The sequence below is a fragment of the Terriglobia bacterium genome (genome assembly GCA_020073185.1).
In the GTDB taxonomy this organism is placed as follows: domain Bacteria; phylum Acidobacteriota; class Terriglobia; order Terriglobales; family Acidobacteriaceae; genus JAIQGF01.
The window spans coordinates 17,329-38,561 of sequence record JAIQFT010000036.1; the positions used below are offsets into that span (position 1 = coordinate 17,329).

A 21,233-nucleotide genomic window follows, 5' to 3' on the forward strand; every position below is an offset into this window, starting at 1 on the left:
GCGACGAATGCCGACCTCTTCGGCCGCATACTCACAACTCGTGGTATTCTGCGCACGAGATTCTCCCCAGGAAGCTCCCGTGCTCCTCGAACTGCGCGTCGAGAACTATGCGGTCCTTGATCACGTGGTGGTGGAATTCTCCGCCGGACTCAACCTGCTGACCGGCGAGACCGGCGCCGGAAAATCCATCCTGATTGACGCGCTCGCACTGTTGCTGGGCGAGAAGGCTTCCAGCGAGATCATCCGCCACGGCGCGGAGAAAGCGGTGGTATCGGCGGCTTGCGAAGTGAACGACCATCGCGTGGCGGAAATCCTGGAACAGAACGGTATTGATTCCGAAAACGGCGAGGTGATCCTGCGGCGAGAAGTGGCTGCCGGCGGCCGTGGGCGGGTGTTCGTCAACAACCAGCCGGCGACGGTAGCCGTGCTGAAACAGCTCGCACCTTATCTCGCCTCCGTGCACGCGCAGAACGAATCCATCCTCGGCTTCGACGCGGCCGCGCGGCTGAAGCTGCTCGACAGTTTTGCGGGCTGTGACGCGCAGCCCGTGGCGGAAGCGTTCGCCGCTTGGAATGGCATTCGCCATCGCATTGCAGAGCTGGAGCGCGGCGAGCAGGACAAGCTGCGGCTGATCGATCTGTGGAGTTTTCAAAAAAAGGAGATCGAGGGCGCGCGAATTCAGCCCGGCGAGGACGATCGCCTGGAATCGGAAAAACGTGTTCTTGCCAACGCAGAAAAAATCTATTCGGCGGCGATGACGGCGTACGACCTGCTGTACGAGGGCGAGGCCGCGTCGGCGTCCACCTTGCGCGCTGCGTCGCGGCAGATCGAGGAGCTCGCGCGCTATGACTCCCGGTTCCAGGAGGCGCTGGCTTCCCTGGAGTCGGCGCGCATCGCCGCCGAAGACCTGGGCGCAACGCTGCGCGACTACGCCGCGGGAATCGACGCCTCGCCGGAGCGGCTGGCCGGGATCGAAGACCGGCTCGCGTTGCTCGATCGACTCAAACGCAAATATGGCGAGTCGCTGGGGGCGGTGATTGCCTACGGCGAAGAGGTCGCGCACAAGTTGAACGACATCGAAAACAAGGATGAAGTGCTGCGCAAACTGCGTGCCCAGTTGGCCGCCGCCGCGGAACAGTATAGGGCCGCGGCGCATGCCCTATCGCGCCAGCGGGCCGACGCCGCCCGCCGCCTGGAGAAATTGGTCGAGCAGGAGGTGAACGAGCTGGCGATGAAGGCGCGCTTCCGCGTCGAGGTCGAGGCTGCAGACGACGAGCAGAACTGGAGCAGCTCCGGCTTCGACCAGGTGCGGTATCTGATCACCACCAATCCCGGTGAACCGTTGCGCCCGGTGGAGCAGATCGCCTCGGGCGGTGAGATGTCGCGGGTGATGCTGGCGCTGAAAGCGACGATCGAAGTGCACTCGCGGCGCAGGAAAAACGAGACGCAGCGCACGCTCGTATTTGACGAGATTGATACCGGCATCGGCGGGCGTGCCGCAGAGGCGGTGGGCAAAAAGCTGAAGGCGCTGGCAACGACATCGCAGGTGCTCTGCATCACCCACCTGCCGCAAATTGCCTGCTTCGCCGATCATCATTACGTCATCGAAAAAAGGGAAGTGGGCGGGCGCACCCGCACCAGCGTCCGCCGCCTCGAGGATCGTGAGCGCCGCGAGGAGCTGGCGCGCATGTTGAGTGGCGCCAAGGTGACGGAGACCTCGCTCAAGCACGCCGAGCAGATGCTGAAGGCGGGCGCTCCCAGATAAACTGCGCCGAGCGGGACTGGTCCCAGGCGGGCACACTCGGAATCTCGCGGCGAGCGGCGGCAGGCGAGACTTCCGGAGCTGCTAATGGACCGGCAGGCTGGATCGGAAAAACAATTACTGCAGGGCTGGGAGACAGGGCGTTGCTGTTCACGGCGCAGATAACGCTGATCGATGCTAATTCCCGCAGTGTCTGATATTTGCATTGACGATGGACACCGGGGTGGGCTAGTTTGGAAGGTAATGTTCCTAGAGTGGGGATTACCGGCTCCGGGCGGCCGGCCAGGCATTCATGACTGACAACGACCAGAAGTCGCTTTTGCTGCTGAAGCCACGTGGCTTTTGCGCCGGCGTGGTGCGCGCCATTGATATCGTGCGCATCGCGCTGGAAACCTTTGGGCCGCCGATTTACGTCCGCAAGGAGATTGTCCATAACCGCTACGTGGTAGAGGAACTCTCCGCCAAGGGCGCAATCTTTGTGGACGGCGTGGACGAGGTTCCGACGGGCGAGCGGGTTATCTACAGCGCGCACGGCGTTGCGCCCGAAGTTCGCAAGGCCAGCGAGTTGCGCAACCTGCGGGTGATCGACGCCACCTGCCCGCTGGTGACGAAAGTCCACGTCGAGGCGGTTCGCTTCGCCAAAGAGGGCTACTCGCTGATCCTGATCGGCCATCGCGACCACGACGAGGTGATCGGCACCCTGGGAGAAGCGCCCGGCGTGACCCAGGTGGTCGGCTCGGCGCGAGAGGTCGAGAACTTGCATGTGCCGGACCCGAACCGGGTTGCGTACCTCACGCAGACCACTCTCAGCCTGGACGAGACGCGCGACATCGTCGAGGCGCTGGAAATAAAGTTTCCCAATATCAGGGGACCGCTCGCGCAGGACATCTGCTACGCCACCGAGAATCGCCAGACCGCGGTGAAGCACATCGCCAGCGAGGTGGATTTGCTGCTGGTGGTGGGATCGGATAACAGCTCCAACTCCAAGCGCCTGGTCGAGGTCGCGGGAAGCCTGCGTACGCCGGCTTACTTGATCGAAAACTACCGCGCCATCAAGTCGGAGTGGCTGGAGGCGGTGAGAAATGTGGCCGTAACTGCGGGAGCGTCGGCGCCGGAGTGCCTGGTGGAAGAGGTGGTCCAATACCTCCGCGGCAGGGGTTATACCAACCTCCGGGAAGTGGAAGTGATGCCGGAAAACGTCCGCTTTGGACTGCCGCCGGAGATCGTCGAGGCGATCGGCAGCGCTCCGGCCACGGTGGCGGCAGAATAAATTCGTAGGAGGAGGGTTCGGGCGGGTTTTTCCCCCAGAAACCCCGATGAGGTTCGGCAAGATCGACGACATGTTCAGCCGCGTCGCCGCCGCCATGGATGCGGCGCGCAAGCACCTGTTCTCCACCCAACATGAGGATGGGTACTGGTGTGGCGAGCTCGAGGCGGATTCCACCCTCGAGTCCGACTACATCATGATGCACACTCTCCTCGGCACGGGCGATCCCAAGAGATTTCACAAGGCTGCCCGCTGGATCATCGAACACCAGAACGAGGATGGCGGCTGGCCGATATTTCCCGGCGGACCTTCCGATATCAGTGCTTCCGTGAAGGCGTATTTCGCCCTCAAGCTGGCCGGATACAGCGCCGAAGACCCGTTGCTGGCGCGCGCCTGCCGCAAGATTCACGAACTCGGCGGACCGACCTCCGCCAACACCTACACCAAGATTTACCTGTGTTTCCTCGGGCAGTACGACTGGTTCGCCGTGCCCGCCATCCCGCCGGAAATCGTCCTGTTTCCCAACTGGTCCTGGTTCAACATCTACGAAATTTCGTCGTGGTCCCGCGCCATCTTCATCCCGCTGGCCATCGTGTACGCCAAGAAGCCGTACAAGAAAATTCCCCCGGAGCTGGGAATCGAGGAACTGTTCCCCGGCGGCCGGGACAACTGCAACCTGTACCTTCACTGGGATTCCAAGATCGTCAGTTGGCGGAATTTTTTCCTGTTTCTCGACCGGGCCACGCACTGGTTCGAGCGTTTCCATATCCGGCCGCTGCGTAACATAGCGCTGCGTGCCGCGGAAGAGTGGATGCTGGAGCGCGTCGAGATGAGTGACGGCCTGGGCGCGATTTACCCGGCCATGATGAATTCCATCATCGCGCTGCGCTGCCTGGGCTACTCGGTGGACGACCCGCAATTCATCCGCGCCCTCGATGAATTCGAGGCGTTGGGCATCGAGGAAGAGACCACCTTCCGCATGCAGCCTTGCAAGTCACCGGTCTGGGACACGGTCTATGCTCTTTATGCGCTGGGCGAGGGTGGCGCCGGCGCCAAAGACCCGCGTATGGTCGCCGCCGCCGACTGGGTGCTCAAGAAGCAGGTCACGCACAAAGGCGACTGGTCGATGAAGGACCGGAAAGGCCAGCCCGCCGGCTGGTATTTCGAATTCAACAACGAGTTCTATCCCGACGTGGACGACACCGCGCAGGCCTGCCTCGCGCTCGACCACGTCGACCATCCTAACGAGCGCTACCAGCACGAGTCAGTCACCCGCGCCATTGACTGGGTGTTCTCCATGCAGTGCAAGAATGGCGGCTGGGCGTCGTTTGATAAGGACAACGACAAGCTGGTGTTCCAGTACATCCCGTTCGCCGACCACAATGCCATGCTGGATCCGGCGACCGTGGACATCACCGGGCGCGTGCTGGAAATGCTGGCGGCACACGGCTACACGCGCGAGGATCATCGCGTCCAGCGGGCCATTGATTTCATCCTCAGGGAGCAGGAGCCCGATGGCTGCTGGTTCGGCCGCTGGGGCTGCAATTACATCTATGGCACCCACCTGGTGCTGCGCGGGCTGGAAGCGATCGGCATCGACCACCATGAGCCGTATATTCAGCAGGCGGCTGAATGGCTGCGCATGGTGCAGAACCCGGATGGCGGTTGGGGCGAGAGCCTCTGGTCGTATCACGATCCGGCCGCCCGCGGGGTCGGGCCGAGCACGGCTTCGCAGACGGCGTGGGCGATTCTCGGGTTGCTCGCGGCGGGCGATACCCGCAGCGACTCCGTCCACAAAGGAATCGTTTACTTGCTGAAGACGCAAAGGCGCGACGGATCCTGGTGGGAGAAGTGGTACACCGGTACCGGCTTCCCCAAGGTTTTCTATCTCAAGTACAACATGTACGCCGAGTATTTTCCGTTGCTGGCGTTAGCCAACTATCAAAAAGCCATGACCGCCGCCGATGCCGCCGTCCGGCCGGCCGATAACCGCGCGCCGGAGCGGGAATTGGGAGAAGCGTAATGCCAGTACCGGTCTCGCAGATGTGGACGGTCGCCAGCTACGTCCTGAAGCAGAAGCTCAAGGGACGCAAGCGCTACCCGCTCGTCCTCATGCTGGAACCGCTGTTCCGCTGCAATCTGGCATGCGCCGGCTGTGGCAAAATCCAGTACCCGGGCCATGTGCTCAAAATGCAGCTCACGCCGGAGGAGTGCTTGCGCGCGGTGGACGAATGCGGCGCTCCGACCGTCGCGATTCCCGGTGGCGAGCCGCTGTTGCACCCGCAGATCGGCGAAATCGTTGCCAGCCTGGTGGAGCGCCGCAAGTACATTTATCTCTGCACCAACGCGCTCCTATTGCAGCAGAAAATTGATCTGTTCAAGCCCAGCAAGTACCTGACCTTCTCCGTCCACTTGGACGGCCAGCGCGAGCACCACGACTTTTCTGTTTGCCTGGAAGGCGGCTATGACAAGGCGGTTGTCGGCATCAAGGAGGCGCTGCGCCGCGGCTTCCGCGTCACCACCAACACCACCCTGTTCGACGGCGCCGATCCCCAGAGCGTGCGCGCCTTCTTCGACGAAACCATGGCGCTCGGCGTCGAGGGCATGATGCTTTCGCCGGGCTATTCCTACGACAAGGCGCCGGACCAGAGCCATTTCCTCGGTCGCGCCCGTACCCGGCGGCTGTTCCGCGCTATTCTCTCCAATCGCAGGCCGGCCTGGCGCTTCAACATGTCGCCGCTCTTCCTCGAATTTCTGATGGGCAAGCGCGATTATCCGTGCACCCCCTGGGGCATGCCGACCTTCAACGTCTTCGGCTGGCAGAAGCCCTGCTACCTGCTGCAGGACGGTTACGCCGACAGCTTTGCCGAATTGCTGCAGAGCACGCAATGGGAGCGTTACGGCACCGAATCCGGCAATCCCAAGTGTGCCAATTGCATGGTGCACAGCGGCTACGAAGCCTCGGCGGTGAACGACACGTTTAGCTCGCTGCGCGGATTCCTCGCCACCGTGCGTGCCGCGCTGTCCAGCCGCTACCCAGATCGGAAGGCTTTGGAGCTTCTTCACGAACCGATACACCCCGTTCATGGCTTCCATCCGCTGGTGCAGATCGAAAGCAATGCGCCGCAGGAGACGCGAGTTTGACCGGCCGTGAAGCAGGACATCGCGCCCAACTGCACCTGCCCGATCCCGACAGCCTGGAAGTGGTCGAACCCGGCGCGCGCGAAAAACTCGAGGGCTGGGTCCCGGACCTCGCCGATGAAAACGACCTTCGCGACGCCCTGGAGCGCGCCTTCGACTATCGTGGCGATGTGCTGATCACGCGCAAGGACGGCGACAGGATCGAGGGATACTTATTCGACCGCCGCACCGGCCCAACTCTGGCCGACTCGTTTGTCCGCCTGTTGCCGAAGGACGGGACCGGCAAAATCTCAATATCCTACGCCGACATTGCCGGCCTTGCCTTCACCGGCCGCGACATGGCTGCCGGCAAAAGCTGGGAGGCGTGGGTTCGCCAGTACTGGGAACGCAAGGCCGCGGGCGAGCAAGACATTTCGCTGCAGCCCGAGAAGCTCGATTAAGCCGGCTGCGATGTGATGAGGGCGTTCGTAACAGGAGCGTCGGGTTTTGTCGGAAGCCACGTGGCGCGCGCGTTGGCCGATAGGGGCGCCGAACTGCGGCTCTTGATGCGGGCGTCGAGTCCGACGAAGAATGTCGAAGCGCTGAAGGCCGACCGCGTCATCGGCGACTTGTGCGAAGCTGACAAGCTGCGCTCGGCGATCGGCGGCTGCGACGCCGTTTTTCATGTCGCCGCCGACTACCGTTTGTGGACGCGCGACGCCGCCGACATGCGGTCCATGTATCGCTGCAATGTCGAAGGCACGCGCGGATTAATTGACGCGGCGCGGCAGGCGGGCGTGCGGCGGATTGTGTATTGCTCCAGTGTGGCGACCATGGGTTTCACCGGCAATGGCCGTCCTGCCGATGAAAATTCACCGGTGGAGTTGAAGGGCATGATCGGCCACTACAAGCGCTCGAAGTTCATCGCCGAACAGGTGGCGATCGCAGCCGGAAAATCCGGCGGCGACGTGGTCGTCGTGAATCCCACCACGCCGGTTGGCGAGTACGATGTTAAGCCGACGCCGACGGGACGAATCCTTGTCGATTTCCTGCAGCGCAAGTTTCCGGCCTACGTGGATACCGGGCTCAACGTCGTGGACGTGCGCGAAGTCGCGCGCGGACACATCGCCGCCTTCGAGCAGGGAAGAGCGGGAGAACGCTACATCCTGGGCGGCGAGAATCTGACTTTGAAACAGATCTTGGACAAGCTGGCCTCGATCACCGGACTGGCCGCGCCGACCCTGCGCCTGCCCTATGTGTTCGCGCTTGCCGCGGGCGTCGCGGACACCGTGGTCACCGGGAAAATCCTGCGCCGTGAGCCGCGAGTTACGCTCGACGCCGTGCGTATGGGCCGCAAAAAAATGTGGGTTTCGTCAGAGAAGGCGGAGCGCGAGTTGGGTTGGAAGATAGTGTCGGTCGACGATGCCTTGCGTCGCGCCGTCGCGTGGTTTCGTGCCAACGGTTATGCCGGTTGAGATCGCCATCATCGCCGCCATGGAACGCGAGGTCCGGTCGCTGGTGCGCCACTGGCCCCGCCGGGACTTGGCCGCCAGCGATCTCACGCTCCCGGCATTTGCCGGCGACGGCGTCCTGGTGATTTGTTCCGGCATCGGCGCCAGGCTTGCCCGCCAGGCGGCGGTGGCGGTTTTTGCTTCCCACCGTCCGCGCGTAATAGTCTCCGCGGGTTTGGCTGGGGCGCTGGATTCGAGCTTGGAGGTGGGGACAATCTTTCAGCCGGCAACGGTCGTGGATGCGGCTACCGGTGCGCGTTTCAACGCCTGCGGCGGCAGCGGCATACTGCTCACCGTCCCGTCGGTGCTGGACCGCGACGCCAAGGGCCGCCTCACCGGTTCGTACGGCGCCGCAGCCGCCGACATGGAAGCTGCCGGGGTCGCGCTGGTCGCCGGCCAACACGGCTGTGGGTTTATCGCCCTGAAGGCAATATCGGACGTGGCCGGCTTTCCCATGCCGTCGTTCGAACGTTTCATCGACGCGCGCGGCCGTCTTCGAACCGCGCGCTTGCTGCTCGCGTCCGCTGTACGGCCTGCACGTTGGCTGGCGCTGGCGCGGTTGGGAATAAATTCAAGCCATGCCTCCCGCGAGCTTTCCCGGGCGCTGGCTCATCTGATTGAGCAGGAAGGGGCGGCGCTGCAACCGGCGCTGTCCGGCAATAGGAGCTGATGTCGGTCGCCACACAAACCGGAACCCGGCGAGACATCCCGTCCGTCCCTGCCGCCATGCGGGCCGCCGTTTACCACGGGAAGGATGACGTCCGGCTGGAAGCGGTGCCTGTTCCCAGAATCGGTCCCGGCGAACTGCTCATCAAGGTGCATACTTGCGGCATTTGCGGCACCGACCTGAAGAAAATCGGCACTGGCTCACATTCCGCGCCCCGCATTTTCGGCCACGAAACCGCCGGTGTGGTCGTGCAGACAGGGGAAAGCGTAAGCGGTTACGCAGTGGGCGATCGGGTGAGCGTTTTCCATCACATCCCCTGTGGCGAGTGTTTCTATTGCCGTCACAGGGTGTTTGCCCAATGTCCCGTTTACAAACGGGTAGGATGTACGGCGGGCTTTGAGCCCAGCGGCGGCGGCTTTTCTGACTATGTCCGCGTGATGGACTGGATCCTGGCCCGGGGCGGGGTGGTGAAGCTCCCCGATGGGGTGTCCTTTGAACAGGCATCCTTCATTGAGCCGATCAACACCTGCATGAAGGGCATCCAGACCCTGCGCCTGCAAGCGGGCGAGACGGTCTTCGTGATTGGACAGGGACCCATCGGTATCGTGTTGGGAGCATTAGCCCAACGAGCAGGTGCAAAGGTATTCACTTCCGATTTGTTCCCCCAGAGGCTTACAATAGCGGCTGGGTTCGGCCTTAGCGGGTCCATTGATGCCTCGCACTCCGATTCCGTTCAAACCGTGCGCCAGTGGACCGAGGGGCGTGGGGCCGATGCCGTCATTCTGGCGGTTGCCGGCACGTCGCTGATACGCACAGCCATCGAGGCTGCGCGCTCTGGTGGCAGGATCTTACTGTTCGCCCAGACGGTTCGAGGAGAGGCCGTCATCGATCCCGCCGCAATCTGTGTTGACGAGAAGAGTCTGTTGGGCTCATACAGCGCTTCCATTGACCTCCAGGAGGAAGCTGTGAGTTTTGTTTGCCGCCGAGAAATGGACTTGGAGCGGCTCATTACGCACCGTTTTCCCCTGGCAAAAGCGGTGGAAGCACTGAATTTAGCTGCTCATCCCCGGCCCGAATCGATGAAGGTTGTCATACAGCCGGGGTTGGAACCCGAACCTCAAGTGGGCCCTTCACCATAGGTTCCGCGGGCGGCACAAAAGGGAAGGAAAGCTAGTGAATGGACATATGACAGCTGCGGTCCTCTATGGTAAGGAGGACGTTAAGATTGAGCGAGTGCCTATCCCCCGGGTGGGACATGGAGAGGCCCTCATCAAGGTACAAGTCGCTCTGACCTGCGGCACCGATCTCAAAGTGTACCAGCGCGGATACCACGCCCGCATGATCGTTCCGCCCGCTCTTTTCGGCCACGAACTGGCGGGGGTGATCGAGGAGGTCGGAGCCGGCGTCAAGGGTTTCCGCTCCGGCATGCGGGTGGTGGCGCTGAATTCGGCGCCCTGCCAGATGTGCTTCTACTGTTCCAAGCACCAGGAGAACCTCTGCGAGGATCTGCTCTTTAACAATGGCGCCTATGCCGAGTACATCAAGATTCCGCGCCGGATTGTCGAAAGCAACATGCTGGCCGTGCCCAGCAATGTCAGCTATGAAGAAGCGGCCATGGTCGAGCCGCTGGCCTGCGTGCTGCGCGGCCTGCACGAGACCAACGTCGAAATCGGCGACACCGTGGTCGTCATCGGCGGCGGACCCATCGGCCTGATGTTCGTCCAAGTCGCCAAGCTCACCGGATGCAACGTTATCTCCGTGGCCAAGCGCGATTCCCAGGTTTCTGCGGCCAAGCGCCTGGGCGCCGACGACGTCGTCCAGATCACCCAGGTGCAGGACGCCGTGGATGCCGTGCGCGCGCTTACCCCGGACCGCCGCGGCGCGGATGTGGTCATCGAGGCGGTCGGACGTCCCGAGGCCTGGGAATGGTCCATTGATATGGTACGCAAGGGCGGCACCGTCAATTTCTTCGGCGGATGCGCCAGCGGGACCAAGGTCGCCCTCGACACCAATCGCTTGCACTACTCCGAGATTTCGCTGAAGGCCACCTTTCATCACACTCCGGAAACGGTTCGCAAGGCCTTTGCCCTGATCGCGGAACGCAAGATCCGCGGTGCGGATTACATTACCGGCGAGGCGCCGCTCTCGCGCTTGCAGCAAGTGCTACGCCACATGCTGAACCGCAACGGCGACATCAAGACCGCCATCATCCCCGGGCACTGAATAGGCTCGCAACCACGGCGGACACGGAGGGCCACCTAGGTCCTCCGTCGTTTTTCGCCTTTGCGTTTCTCTGTGTCCTCTGTGATTAAATTGATATGTTGAGGGCCACTCCCAATTCCGTCCCCTTCGCCGGATTGCCGGCGGAGTACGCCATTCCCGCGCAGGCGCCGTCGCTGACCGAAGCGCGTGCCTACTGTGCGCGGCTGGCGCGCCGGCATTACGAGAATTTCTCCGTCGCCACCTGGTTCCTGCCGGAGCGCGTCCGGCCGCATTTCTACAGCGTGTACGCCTACTGCCGCATTTCCGACGACCTGGGCGATGAGGTTTCCGACCCGCGGCAAGCACTGCGCCTGCTCGACGAATGGGAAGAAGAACTGAACGCAACCTATCTCAGCCTGGTGGCGCCTCCGCCCCTGGACGTACGCATGAATGTCGAGCAGCTTCAGCCTGGGCCATCCTCCAGGAACCCGGCGCGGCCGCGCCACCCGGTATTCATCGCGCTGCGGGAGACCATTCGCGAGTGCAACATCCCGCACCAGCCATTCGCCGATCTTTTGAAGGCCTTCCGCCAGGACCAGAAGCTGGGCCGATACCAGACCTTTGACGATGTTCTCCGATATTGTTGTTACTCCGCCAATCCGGTAGGACGCCTCGTGCTTTATGTCTGCGGCTATTGCGACGACGCGCGGCAGCGGCTTTCCGATTACACCTGCACCGCGTTGCAACTGGCGAATTTCTGGCAGGACGTCTGGCCCGACTACGGCAAGGGCCGCATTTACATTCCGCTCGAAGACTTACAGCGTTATGGCGTCAGCGAGCAGGACATTGCCGCCCGCCGCTTCACGCCGCAGTTCCGCGAGCTGATGAAATTTGAAGTCGAGCGCGCTCGCGATTGGTTCGCGCGTGGCGCACCGTTGGCGCGCGAGGTAGACAAGAAGCTGGCGATTGACATCGAGCTCTTCACCCGCGGCGGGCAGGAAATCCTGAACGCGATCGAGCGCCAGGGCTTTGACGTTCTCACCAGGCGGCCCGCGATCTCCAAGGCTCGGAAGTTGGCTTTGATCGCCCGTTCGGCATTCGGGATGGTGCTTTAAGGATGGTCTGATCAACCCCGGTTTTTGAAGGGGACGGCCTTCAGGTCGTCCGTAAATGCTGTACAAAGGGTACGGCTTTAGCCGCTGAGGGACCGGCGATGTGCTTGATCAGAGCTTCCTTAGCCGGGACCGGAAGCAAGCGGTCCGCCGTTGATCATCGGAAGGATCTGGGATTCGCTGCGTCCATCGAAAAAACCATGACCGTTCTCGCCCAAACCGGACAGGCGCCCAGCGCCCCGCGAGTCGCCCCGCTGCAACTGCGCACCGCGTACGGCATCTGCCGCCACATCACGCGCAAGGCGGCGCGCAACTTCTACTACGCTTTCCTGGTGCTGCCGCGGCGCAAGCGCGACGCCCTCAGCGCCGTGTACGCCTTCATGCGCCACGCCGACGACATCAGCGACGATCCACTGCTCACGCCCGAGGACAAGCGCCTCAAGCTTAACGCCTGGATCGAGTCCCTGGACCGTATCGTTGCCGGCGAGCCCACCGACGATCCCGTGCTCATGGCGGTTGCCGACAGCCAGCGCCGCTTCCATATCCCCATCGAATTACTGGAAACACTGGTTTACGGCACTGCCATGGACGTCCCCTGGCCCGGTAGCCCACAACCAACGGCCGACGGCCCCCAGGTGCTCTACCAGACTTTCGACGATCTCTATAATTACTGCTATCACGTCGCCTCCGTTGTCGGCCTGGTCTGCATTCGTATCTTCGGCTATCGCGATCCGGTGGCGGAGGATCTTGCGGAGCGCTGCGGCATCGCCTTTCAACTCACCAATATCATTCGCGACGTCAAGGAAGACGCCACCATGGGCCGCATCTACTTGCCGCAGCAGGATCTTGATCGCTGCGGCATCGGCGCCAGCATGTTCCGTTCGTCCAGGCCGACCAATTTCCGCCCCCTGCTGGAGATGGAAGCCGAGCGTGCCCGCCAGTACTACGCCTCCGGGCGCCAGTTGATCGCTTACGTGGACGAAGATAGCCAGCCCGCGCTTTGGACGCTGGTGGAAATTTACAGCCGCTTGCTCGCCAAAATCGCCGACCGCGATTACGACGTCTTCACCGAGCGCGTGTGCCTGACTACCAGCGAAAAGCTTCGTGTTCTGATCAAGGGGATGTGGCGGCGGATCGTCACATGATGATGATCGCCCACAATGCGCCGACGGTGGCGGTTGTCGGCGGAGGACTCGCCGGACTGTCCGCCGGATGTGCTCTGGCGGGCGCCGGCTTCCGCGTCTCGTTGTTCGAGCGCCGCCCGTACTTGGGCGGCCGCGCCTCTTCCTACCAGCACCCCGCTACCGGCGAGGTGGTCGACAACTGCCAGCACGTGCTGCTCGGCTGCTGTACCAATCTGCTTGATTTCTACCGCCGCATCGGCGCCGCGGACAAGATCCGCTGGTACCGCCGCCTCACCTTCATCGAGCCCGGCGGACGCCGCTCCCTCATCGAGCCGGGACTGCTGCCCGCTCCATTTCATAGCGCCGGCTCCTTCCTGCGCGCGCCTTGCCTTTCCTTAGGCGACAAGACGGCCATCGCACGTGCCATGCTGGCCCTCGCCGCTCGCCTTCCCGACGACAACGGCGATCCGTTCTTCGACTGGCTCCATGCCCGCGGCCAAACGCAGCGGGCCATCGATCGCTTCTGGAGGGTGGTGTTGGTCAGCGCGTTGAACGAAGACCTGGAACGCGTCTCGTCGCGTTATGCCGCGCAGGTTTTTCGCGAATCATTCCTGAAATCGGCGCAAGCAGGTGCGCTCGGCCTGCCGGCTCTACCGCTGTCAGATCTATACGGAATTGCCGGCGATTACATCCTGCAACAGGGTGGCGCCGTCGCAATGCGCGCCAGCGTCGATTCCTTCCGCGCCGATGCCAACCAGGTCCGCATCTGCGCAAGCGGGCGAGACTTCGCTTGCGACTACGCCGTCCTTGCCGTCCCATTCCAGGCGCTGCCGGGCATAATACCCAGGGATGAAGATGAAGACGACCTGTCAGCCGCCTTGCGCTCGATGCTTGATCGCTTCGAAACTTCGCCTATCACCGGCATTCACCTCTGGTTCGACCGCCAGATAACCGACCTGCCGCATGCTGTGCTTCTGGATCGCACCATCCAGTGGATGTTCCACAAATCGGAGATTCTCGATCGCAGTGGCAGTACTCCTGCGTCCATGCCTGACGCCAACGCAGGGGCGGCAGATCTTAGCCCGGGGCGTAAGCCCCGGGTAAGCAACAATCGTGACTCGGAGTCCCGTAGGGACGGCACCAGGGGGGGCTACATAGAGTTGGTTGTCAGTTCTTCGAAAAACCTGGTCGAGAAATCCAAACAGGAAATCCTCAACCTCGCCATGCGCGAGCTGGCCGAATTTTTCCCCGAAGCGAACCACGCCCGGCTGCTGAAGTCGGCCGTCATCAAGGAAGTGAACGCCACCTACGCGCCGCTGCCGGGCACCGATGCGCATCGCCCGGCGCAAGTCTCTCCCTGGCCTCGCGTGTTCCTTGCCGGCGACTGGACCGCCACCGGTTGGCCCGCCACCATGGAAGGTGCCGTCCGCAGCGGCTATCTCGCCGCCGAGGCGCTTACAACCCGGTCCGGCAGGCCGCAACGCTTCCTGGTGCCCGACCTGCCGGCCCGCGGATTTATGCGTTTGCTGGGAAAGTGAAAGCGGGCGACCTGAGACCTGAAGCCTGAAGCCCGGAGCCTACCTCGCCACCAGCGCCACGCCGGCCGCAACCAGCATCGCCGCCAACCACCGCCGCCGGTCCACCTGCTCGCGCAGGAAGAGCTTGCCGACGATGGCATTCGCAATGAAGGTGAGGGAAGCCGACGCCGGCGCCACCAGGCTCACATCCGCCCACGACAATGCGAACAGCAGCGCGAAAAAGGCAAGCGCCATGAACCCCACCCCGATCCACAGCGTCGAATTACTAAGTATAACTTTAATGGTTTTACCTAATCCATTGTAACGATACAGCTTACCTACATCGCCTGATTGCTTCATGGCGAGCGATGTAAGCCCGTCCCCGGCGGTCGAGGCAGCCACTACCGCCAGGATGCTGCCCCAGGTGTATTGCCAGTGCGTCATGCGCCCCCGACCGGAGGAAGATGGTGTGCTTGCCCGCGCGCACCCACCGTTTTCGCCGGGCCCGATGTGACAAAGCCCACTCCCAGAGCAATTAGCGCGATCCCTGCCCATCGCCATGGCGAGATGTTCTCGTGCAGGAAAAACTTCGCCATCAGCGCCATCAGGATATATCCCACGGCGGTAGCGGGCAGGACATAAGTGAGATCGGCAAAGGAAAGCGCGGTCAGGTAGCTGGCAAAGAAGGCCAGCAGCAGAATAATCCCCACCGCTACCCAGGGCGTGAAAATGGCGGAAATGGCATCCGTCCAGTGGCTCAGGGAAAGCGCGCCCACCGCCTTCATGCCGCGCGACAACGCAATGTCGCCGCAGGCCCCGAACACCACCACCCCGGCCAGGATGGCTCGTTTGCGGAGGTTCACGGAAAAAATCTCAAGCGTTGGCGGGCTCGACCGAGGCTTCCGACTCCGAACCGGCTCCGCCTCCGTCAGGCGCCGCAGGTGGCGCCACCACCGGTTTCTGCCGCTGCTGCTTGACCCAGCGATTGCGGTTGGCGCGAAGCTTCAGGAATTCCTTGGCTTCATGATAGAGGCGCTTTCGTTCGTCGGAATTGAAAAACGCCTTCCTCACGATGCGGTAGACCGCCTTGGGCCGGAAGTAGTATTCGTCGTAGAACCGGTGCACCGCCTCGATGATTTCCTCCGCCGGCAATCCGGGATATTCGATGTGCGCCAGTTGGTGTCCACCTGCGTCCACCATCTCCTTGTTCGCCATGAATCCGTTGCGCACGGCGAAATCGTACAACTCGGTTCCGGGATAGGCATGCGCGACCGAGACCTGAATCGTCTCCACGTCCAGTTCCTTGGCGAAGTCCATCGTGCGCCGGATGGTCTCGCGAGTCTCGCCGGGCAGGCCCATGATGAAGTCGCCATGGATCACCAGCCCCAGCTTATGGCAGTCCTTGGTGAACTGGCGCGCTCGTTCCAGGGTCGCCCCCTTCTTGATGTTCTTCAGGATCTGCTGATCGCCTGATTCGTATCCCACGATCAGCAACCGGCACCCGGCATCGCGCATGGCCTTCAGCGTCTCGTAATCGGTCGTGACGCGCGACGTGCACGACCACGTCAACTTCAGCGGCTTCAGCTTCTCGCACAACTCGATTGTCCGCGCCTTCTGGATGTTGAAGGTGTCGTCATCGAAGAAAAACTCCTTGACGTACGGCCAGTACTCCTTCGCTTGCGCCATCTCGCGCGCCACCGCGTCGGTGGAGCGTTTGCGCCAGGGATGTCCGCTCAGGGTCTGCGGCCACAGGCAGAAGGTGCACTGCGCCGGGCAGCCGCGCGTCGTGTACAGCGAGACGAATGGATGCAGCAGGAATGGAACGTTGTAGCGGCGGACGTCCAAGTCGCGCTTGTAGACGTCGGTCACGTTCGGCAGCGCATCGAGGTCGGTGACCTGCGGCGCCTCCGGGTTGTGTACCACTTTGCCGTTCTTGCGGTAAGACACTCCGGGAATCTCGGCCACTGGCGTGCCCTTGGCAAAGCTGGTAACCGCGTAATCGAATTCCCGGCGTACCACGAAGTCAACCTGCGGCGCCTCGTTCAGACTCTTTTCCGGCAGGACCGATACGTGCGGCCCGACAAACGCAATTTTGATCTTGGGATTGGCCGCCTTAATCGCCTTGCTCAACCGTATGTCGCCGGGGAAGCCGGGCGTGCTGGTAAACAGCACCAGGAATTCGTATTCCTTGGCGATGCGGATTGTTTCTTCCGCCGAGACGTGGTGCGGCGGCGCATCCAGCAACCGCGAACCTTCCAGCATGCCTGCCGGATAGGCCAGCCAAACCGGGTACCAGTAGGACTCAATCTCACGGGTTGCCGGCCACCGGGACCCGGCGCCGCCGTCAAAATTTTCAAACGAAGGGGGATTTAGGAACAACGTTTTCAATGGCATGCGGTTAAGTCAATTATCGTAACACCCTCTCACAGATTGCGCCTGGTCCACCCTGTTGACAACAAAAATTCCCCCTCGCTCCGACGAGGTGAAATTCTTGAAGACCCACATCCGATCACGCTACCAGCGACCGGTCACAGCCTGAAGTCATTCCGGCTGAATGGTACCTTAGATGTCCTGAAAGGTACAAGAATTCAGCTTATTAGCGACACCCCTTGTTTAACAGTTAGTGTCTGCACGCACCACCCGGCGCCACTCTGACAAAAACCCGGCTGCGACACGTTTGTTGTCGCGGGTTATCAGTTAAGGAGACCCGACCAGCGAAACCCGGCAACCGACTACTGTTTCCCATCCAGCGCCCAGTTCTCCAGCTTACCTGCCGCCCGCAACAGTTGCAGCCGCGCCCTCTCCAGCTCGAAGCTCATGTCCAGGTACGTCGAGTACTTGTCGTTCACCAGGATGCGCGCCGAGCCCAACTCGCTAGGTCCCGGCGGTGGGGTCGGCGGTTGGCCGGCAGCGGCTGGCCCCCCCGGAGCAGCCGCCTGGATTCGCGCCTGGATGGCATCCGCTTCTACCTGCGCCAATTGGTAATCGAGCTGCGCCACCTGTTCTGCCGCAACCAATTGCTTGATCGACCGCGCCAGTTTAATCGTCTCGGTCGAGACTTGGCCCTTTGTGACCTCCGACTGCCGTCGCGCCTTGACAGCTTCGGCATCGGCAGCCTCGGCCCGCGCCCGCTGCGGGAAGTTAAGGAATGGAAAGCGGATCGCGACTCCCAGCGTGGCATTGTTCCGCTGGAAGCGGTTGAAGTACAGATCATAGTTGTTGTACTTCGAGAACAGGCCGTACTGCCCAACCAGGTCAATCGCCGGCCACATCATCTTGTGTTCGCCCTTGGCGCGCAACTCCTTGGCGCTGGCGGATTCCTGCGCCGCCTTCACCGCTGGGCTTGCCGACAACGCTGCACTCACGATGTCCGGCTGCTGGCTGAGGTCGGGAATCTGCGGAATGGATTCCGTAACCGTTTCAATCGAGGCTGCCGGTAGGCCGGTCAGTTGGCTTAGGCGTTCGCGCAGCACGTCGGCGGCTGCTTCCGCGTCCGCCAGCCGCAAGCGAACCTGCGCCGCCGCCAGCTGGGCGCGCGTGAGTTCCAGTTGGCTGTCCACTCCGGCCTGCAGACGGTCGCTGACCACGTTCACCAACCGGTTGGCCTCCTCCTGTTGCTGGTTCAGCGGCCGCATCCGCGACGCGAGCGTATCGAGCTGGACGTACGCGATCGCGGCTTCCAGCAGCGTAGCCACTCGCTGGTCTTCCGCTCCAGTTGCCGACGCCTGCCACTCCTGCCGTGCCGCCTTCATGAAATCGCGCCCCGCCGGGCTGAACAGCGACGACTGGTAATTCACGCTGACAATCGAAGGCGCCGAGCCCTCGATACTGAGCGGGAATCCGTACGTCTTCGCGACCCCGGATCCGACCATGAGCTGCGGCAGGTACACGTTGCGCATTTCCTGGTACGCCGCTTGTGCCCGGGCTTGCTCGGCTGCCGCCACCGACACCGTTCCTCGCTGCGCCACCAGTTGCATGGCGCGCCGGAAGGGAAGCGGCTCAGCTAGTCCGGAAAACGAAAATAGAAGAAGAAACACGCAGAAGAACGGCCACTGCAAGCGAAGGAGCGGGGCTTTCATCGCGTCACCTACCGTCATTCAAACAGCAGGCGAGTATAGCAATCCATGGCGCTCGATCCCGCGAGCGGGTCGGGCCCAATTGACGGATTGACAAAGCTAGGAATTGGCGGGCTCCCGACAATTTGTCAATTCGTAAATTCTTCAATTCGTCAATCTTACGACTGTGCAGTTAAACTGGAAGGCAGACCATGATCCGCAGCGAAACCTGGAAAACGGCTCTCGATGCCTTGCGCGCCAACAAGTTCAAGGCGTTCCTCACCATGCTTGGGGTGGTGATTGGCAGCGCTTGCCTGGTGCTGGTGGTCACCGTCGGCCTTACCGGCAAGCGCTACATTCTTGCCCAGATCGAAGGCATTGGCGCCAACCTGATCTACGCCTATCACGTGGGTGCCGGCCCTACCCAAGCTCGCCCGCTCAGCGATCAAATCTCGCTTGGCGACCTGCAGGCCATGCGCGCGCTGCCGCTCATCATGCATGCCGCCGGGGAATTTGACCTGCAGGTCTCCATGACCGTCTCCGGCAAGGAGCATGCCGTCAGCGTGGTGGGTGTGACCGACGACTTCAACAAGGTCCGCAACCTCGACGTGGTTCGCGGGCGCTTTCTCGACGACCTCGACGTCCATTCTCGCGCCAAGGCCGCCGTCATTACCGAGCACCTGGCAGCCGCCCTCCCCTACGACAATCCCATCGGTCAACAGATCAAGGTCTCCGACCTCGCGCTCACCGTCGTGGGCGTATTCAAGGAGCGAGTCGCTACTTTCGGCCAGACCGAAATCACCACCGATACGGTGATCATCCCGCTCCCGCTGATCAAGGACTTTACCGGCGAGGAATTCATCAAGACTATCTACGCCTCGGCCACCACCCCCGACGATGTGCCGCTGGCCACGCGTGAAATCACCGATCTGCTGCACGACCGCCATCGTCCCGAGGCCGTCTATTCCGTGCAGAACCTCGCCTCCATGCTGAGCGCGGCGCGCAGCATCTCCAACGCGCTGACCATCGTGCTGTTGATCGTGGCATCCATCACCCTCATCATCAGCGGCATCGGCATCATGAACATCATGCTGGTCACCGTCACTCAGCGCACCCGCGAGATCGGTGTCCGCATGGCCGTAGGCGCCCGCCGCCGCGAAATCCAGTGGCAGTTCCTCATTGAGGCGTTCATCATCAGCGGCGTGGGAGCGGTCGTCGGTGTGGTCAGCGCCGTGGCTATCCCCATCGGCGCACAACTGATCCTGCTCAACGGCCTTTATCTGCCGATCTCGTGGATCTCGGTGGTAGTTTCGCTGACCGTCTCGTGCAGCATCGGAATCCTGTTCGGTTTTCTGCCCGCCCGCCGCGCCTCGGCCTTGCATCCCACCGAAGCGCTGCATTATGAGTAGCCGGCTTAACTGATGGCTGATTCGCATATCACAACTCAGTCCACATCCGCCGTCATCGCTCCCCGGCAGCGCGCGCCTGCCACCATCGCTCGTCTCTTGACTGCCATGGTACTGGCCGCCCTCGTGATTCGCCTTCTCACCATGCTGTTCTTGTACCCGGAACACCTCGATCCCAGGCGCCATCACTGGCACTTCGCCTGGGAGATGGGCATGGTGGCCCGCTCCATCGTCACCGGCAAAGGCTTCAGTTCGCCCTACGAAGGCGAAACCGGCCCGACAGCGTGGTTCCCGCCGGTTTACCCTTGCCTGCTTGCCGGCGTCTTCCAGATCTTTGGCCTGTTTTCAAAAGCGTCGGCGATCGTCAGCCTCAGCCTCAACTGCGTTTTCTCCGCGTTAACCACGGTCCCGATTTTCTTCATCGCCCGGCGCACCATCGGCGAGCGTGTTGCCCGCCTCGCCGGATGGATCTGGGTCTTTTTTCCCTACGCCATCTTCGTCGCTTCCTCCCGCATCTGGGAAAACGCGCTCACTACCTTACTGCTGTCGTTGCTGGTCTGGTGGACGCTGCGGCTCGACAATGACAATGACGACCGCACCAGCGCCTGGATCGCCTATGGCTCGCTGTGGGGACTCGCCGCTCTCACCAATCCCGCGGTGCTCGCCGTGCTCCCTTTCCTGTTGCTCTGGATTGCCTGGCGACGTGACCGCCGAGGCCAACGTTGGTTGTTTCATTCCGCCGTTGCTGGGCTCATGATCGTGGCCGTCGTCACTCCATGGACAATCCGCAATTACCGTGTGTTTCACAAATTCATGCCGCTGCGCAGCAATTTCTGGGTGGAAGTCAGGGTAGGGAACACCGGCGACATTTCCGACATTTATCCGGACTGGGCGATTCCCTCCACCAGCGCCGCTCAGTGGAATGAACTCCATCGCGTCGGGGAGACCGCCTATATCGCCGAGATGCGCGATCTTGCTCTCCGCTTCATCCGCGATAACCCCGGAGTGTTCGCCTGGCTTACCTGGAAGCGGTTCGTCTTCGTTTGGACGGGTTTCTGGAATCTCGATCCGGCGTACGCCGACGGCGAGCCTTTCCAGATTCCCAACACATTTTTCTGTTCCGCCTTGACCCTGCTGATGCTCGGCGGCTTGGTGCTGCTCTGGCGCCACCGCCGCGAGTGGATCCTGCCTTACGCCGCGGTTCTCGGCGCTTATCCTGCTGTGTACTACATCACTCACCCCGGCATCGACTACCGCCACCCCATCGATCCCATGCTGGTGATCCTGGTTGCCTACGCCGTCCTCACCCTTGTGGACCGCCGCCGCTCAGCCGAATTAAATCGCGCAGCCTGACTAGACCATTTTCAAAGATAGTGTAGACTACAGATGGCGATTCTCTGCTCATCGGCATGGCGGGAGCATATTCCAACGATTTGCGACGGAAGTTTTTGCAGGCCTATGAGAAGGGAAAGGGAACGTTACAGGAGCTG

General features: G+C 61.9%; 18 protein-coding genes. 14 read left to right on the forward strand and 4 right to left on the reverse strand.

The window, feature by feature from the left end; genetic code table 11:
- Window positions 1–79 precede the first annotated feature (79 nt).
- The 12 genes from recN to hpnE all read left to right on the forward strand — a co-directional run bounded on the left by recN (window position 80) and on the right by hpnE (window position 14,303).
- Entirely contained in the window at window positions 80–1,765 is a 1,686-nt protein-coding gene (gene recN, locus LAN64_13665; GenBank protein MBZ5568883.1) for a DNA repair protein RecN, read from the forward strand.
- Between the two features lie 289 nt (window positions 1,766–2,054).
- The gene (ispH, locus tag LAN64_13670; protein ID MBZ5568884.1) at window positions 2,055–3,032 is read left to right on the forward strand and encodes a 4-hydroxy-3-methylbut-2-enyl diphosphate reductase; all 978 of its coding nucleotides are present in this window, start codon (window positions 2,055–2,057) and stop codon (window positions 3,030–3,032) included.
- 46 nt (window positions 3,033–3,078) lie between these two features.
- A complete protein-coding gene (gene shc / locus LAN64_13675; GenBank protein ID MBZ5568885.1) occupies window positions 3,079–5,052 on the forward strand; it encodes a squalene--hopene cyclase in 1,974 nt (657 codons plus the stop codon).
- Window positions 5,052–6,173 carry an adenosyl-hopene transferase HpnH gene (gene hpnH / locus LAN64_13680; GenBank protein ID MBZ5568886.1) on the forward strand — a complete coding sequence of 374 codons (1,122 nt, stop codon included), beginning with the start codon at window positions 5,052–5,054 and terminating at the stop codon, window positions 6,171–6,173. Before shc ends, hpnH begins: the two co-directional genes overlap by 1 nt.
- A gap of 29 nt (window positions 6,174–6,202) precedes the next feature.
- Window positions 6,203–6,610 carry a hypothetical protein gene (locus tag LAN64_13685; GenBank protein MBZ5568887.1) on the forward strand — a complete coding sequence of 136 codons (408 nt, stop codon included), beginning with the start codon at window positions 6,203–6,205 and terminating at the stop codon, window positions 6,608–6,610.
- A 15-nt stretch (window positions 6,611–6,625) separates the two neighbouring features.
- Window positions 6,626–7,624 carry an NAD-dependent epimerase/dehydratase family protein gene (locus LAN64_13690; GenBank protein MBZ5568888.1) on the forward strand — a complete coding sequence of 333 codons (999 nt, stop codon included), beginning with the start codon at window positions 6,626–6,628 and terminating at the stop codon, window positions 7,622–7,624.
- Window positions 7,614–8,330, forward strand: coding sequence for a phosphorylase (locus tag LAN64_13695; protein ID MBZ5568889.1), 717 nt, complete (start codon window positions 7,614–7,616; stop codon window positions 8,328–8,330). Before LAN64_13690 ends, LAN64_13695 begins: the two co-directional genes overlap by 11 nt.
- Window positions 8,330–9,466: a zinc-dependent dehydrogenase gene (locus tag LAN64_13700; protein ID MBZ5568890.1), complete on the forward strand. Its 1,137-nt coding sequence runs from the start codon at window positions 8,330–8,332 to the stop codon at window positions 9,464–9,466. Before LAN64_13695 ends, LAN64_13700 begins: the two co-directional genes overlap by 1 nt.
- Window positions 9,467–9,512: 46 nt before the next feature.
- Window positions 9,513–10,550 (forward strand): zinc-binding dehydrogenase, encoded by a 1,038-nt coding sequence (locus LAN64_13705; GenBank protein MBZ5568891.1) that lies wholly within the window; start codon window positions 9,513–9,515, stop codon window positions 10,548–10,550.
- Between the two features lie 95 nt (window positions 10,551–10,645).
- Complete coding sequence (gene hpnC, locus LAN64_13710) at window positions 10,646–11,644, forward strand: squalene synthase HpnC (GenBank protein ID MBZ5568892.1); 999 nt, start codon at window positions 10,646–10,648, stop codon at window positions 11,642–11,644.
- A gap of 197 nt (window positions 11,645–11,841) precedes the next feature.
- The gene (locus LAN64_13715) at window positions 11,842–12,786 is read left to right on the forward strand and encodes a phytoene/squalene synthase family protein (GenBank protein MBZ5568893.1); all 945 of its coding nucleotides are present in this window, start codon (window positions 11,842–11,844) and stop codon (window positions 12,784–12,786) included.
- A 2-nt stretch (window positions 12,787–12,788) separates the two neighbouring features.
- Window positions 12,789–14,303 carry a hydroxysqualene dehydroxylase HpnE gene (gene hpnE / locus LAN64_13720; protein ID MBZ5568894.1) on the forward strand — a complete coding sequence of 505 codons (1,515 nt, stop codon included), beginning with the start codon at window positions 12,789–12,791 and terminating at the stop codon, window positions 14,301–14,303.
- Window positions 14,304–14,342: 39 nt separating this feature from the next.
- Here the strand turns inward: hpnE and LAN64_13725 are convergent, their stop codons facing one another.
- From LAN64_13725 to LAN64_13740, 4 genes are all read right to left on the reverse strand, one after another.
- Window positions 14,343–14,726 (reverse strand): hypothetical protein, encoded by a 384-nt coding sequence (locus LAN64_13725; protein MBZ5568895.1) that lies wholly within the window; start codon window positions 14,724–14,726, stop codon window positions 14,343–14,345.
- A complete protein-coding gene (locus LAN64_13730; protein MBZ5568896.1) occupies window positions 14,723–15,145 on the reverse strand; it encodes an EamA family transporter in 423 nt (140 codons plus the stop codon). The genes LAN64_13725 and LAN64_13730 overlap by 4 nt, the downstream gene beginning before the upstream one ends.
- Window positions 15,146–15,155: 10 nt before the next feature.
- Entirely contained in the window at window positions 15,156–16,676 is a 1,521-nt protein-coding gene (gene hpnJ / locus LAN64_13735) for a hopanoid biosynthesis associated radical SAM protein HpnJ (protein ID MBZ5568897.1), read from the reverse strand.
- Window positions 16,677–17,014: 338 nt separating this feature from the next.
- Complete coding sequence (locus LAN64_13740) at window positions 17,015–18,361, reverse strand: TolC family protein (protein MBZ5568898.1); 1,347 nt, start codon at window positions 18,359–18,361, stop codon at window positions 17,015–17,017.
- A gap of 188 nt (window positions 18,362–18,549) precedes the next feature.
- On the opposite strand from LAN64_13740, the gene LAN64_13745 reads away from it, so the two are divergent.
- Both LAN64_13745 and LAN64_13750 read left to right on the forward strand, forming a co-directional pair.
- On the forward strand, window positions 18,550–19,746 hold the full coding sequence (locus LAN64_13745) for an ABC transporter permease (GenBank protein ID MBZ5568899.1): 1,197 nt from the start codon (window positions 18,550–18,552) through the stop codon (window positions 19,744–19,746).
- Between the two features lie 12 nt (window positions 19,747–19,758).
- Entirely contained in the window at window positions 19,759–21,096 is a 1,338-nt protein-coding gene (locus LAN64_13750) for a glycosyltransferase family 39 protein (GenBank protein MBZ5568900.1), read from the forward strand.
- The last annotated feature ends 137 nt before the right edge of the window (window positions 21,097–21,233 follow it).

Coding starts and splice junctions, on each gene's coding strand:
- LAN64_13700 (MBZ5568890.1), top strand. CDS start 8,330: ATGTCGGTCGCCACACAAACCGGAACCCGGCGAGACATCCCGTCCGTC.
- hpnC (MBZ5568892.1), top strand. CDS start 10,646: ATGTTGAGGGCCACTCCCAATTCCGTCCCCTTCGCCGGATTGCCGGCG.
- hpnE (MBZ5568894.1), top strand. CDS start 12,789: ATGATCGCCCACAATGCGCCGACGGTGGCGGTTGTCGGCGGAGGACTC.
- LAN64_13690 (MBZ5568888.1), top strand. CDS start 6,626: ATGAGGGCGTTCGTAACAGGAGCGTCGGGTTTTGTCGGAAGCCACGTG.
- LAN64_13725 (MBZ5568895.1), bottom strand. CDS start 14,726: ATGACGCACTGGCAATACACCTGGGGCAGCATCCTGGCGGTAGTGGCT.
- LAN64_13695 (MBZ5568889.1), top strand. CDS start 7,614: ATGCCGGTTGAGATCGCCATCATCGCCGCCATGGAACGCGAGGTCCGG.
- LAN64_13740 (MBZ5568898.1), bottom strand. CDS start 18,361: ATGAAAGCCCCGCTCCTTCGCTTGCAGTGGCCGTTCTTCTGCGTGTTT.
- ispH (MBZ5568884.1), top strand. CDS start 2,055: ATGACTGACAACGACCAGAAGTCGCTTTTGCTGCTGAAGCCACGTGGC.
- hpnJ (MBZ5568897.1), bottom strand. CDS start 16,676: ATGCCATTGAAAACGTTGTTCCTAAATCCCCCTTCGTTTGAAAATTTT.
- hpnH (MBZ5568886.1), top strand. CDS start 5,052: ATGCCAGTACCGGTCTCGCAGATGTGGACGGTCGCCAGCTACGTCCTG.
- LAN64_13750 (MBZ5568900.1), top strand. CDS start 19,759: ATGGCTGATTCGCATATCACAACTCAGTCCACATCCGCCGTCATCGCT.
- LAN64_13715 (MBZ5568893.1), top strand. CDS start 11,842: ATGACCGTTCTCGCCCAAACCGGACAGGCGCCCAGCGCCCCGCGAGTC.
- shc (MBZ5568885.1), top strand. CDS start 3,079: ATGAGGTTCGGCAAGATCGACGACATGTTCAGCCGCGTCGCCGCCGCC.
- LAN64_13745 (MBZ5568899.1), top strand. CDS start 18,550: ATGATCCGCAGCGAAACCTGGAAAACGGCTCTCGATGCCTTGCGCGCC.
- LAN64_13705 (MBZ5568891.1), top strand. CDS start 9,513: ATGACAGCTGCGGTCCTCTATGGTAAGGAGGACGTTAAGATTGAGCGA.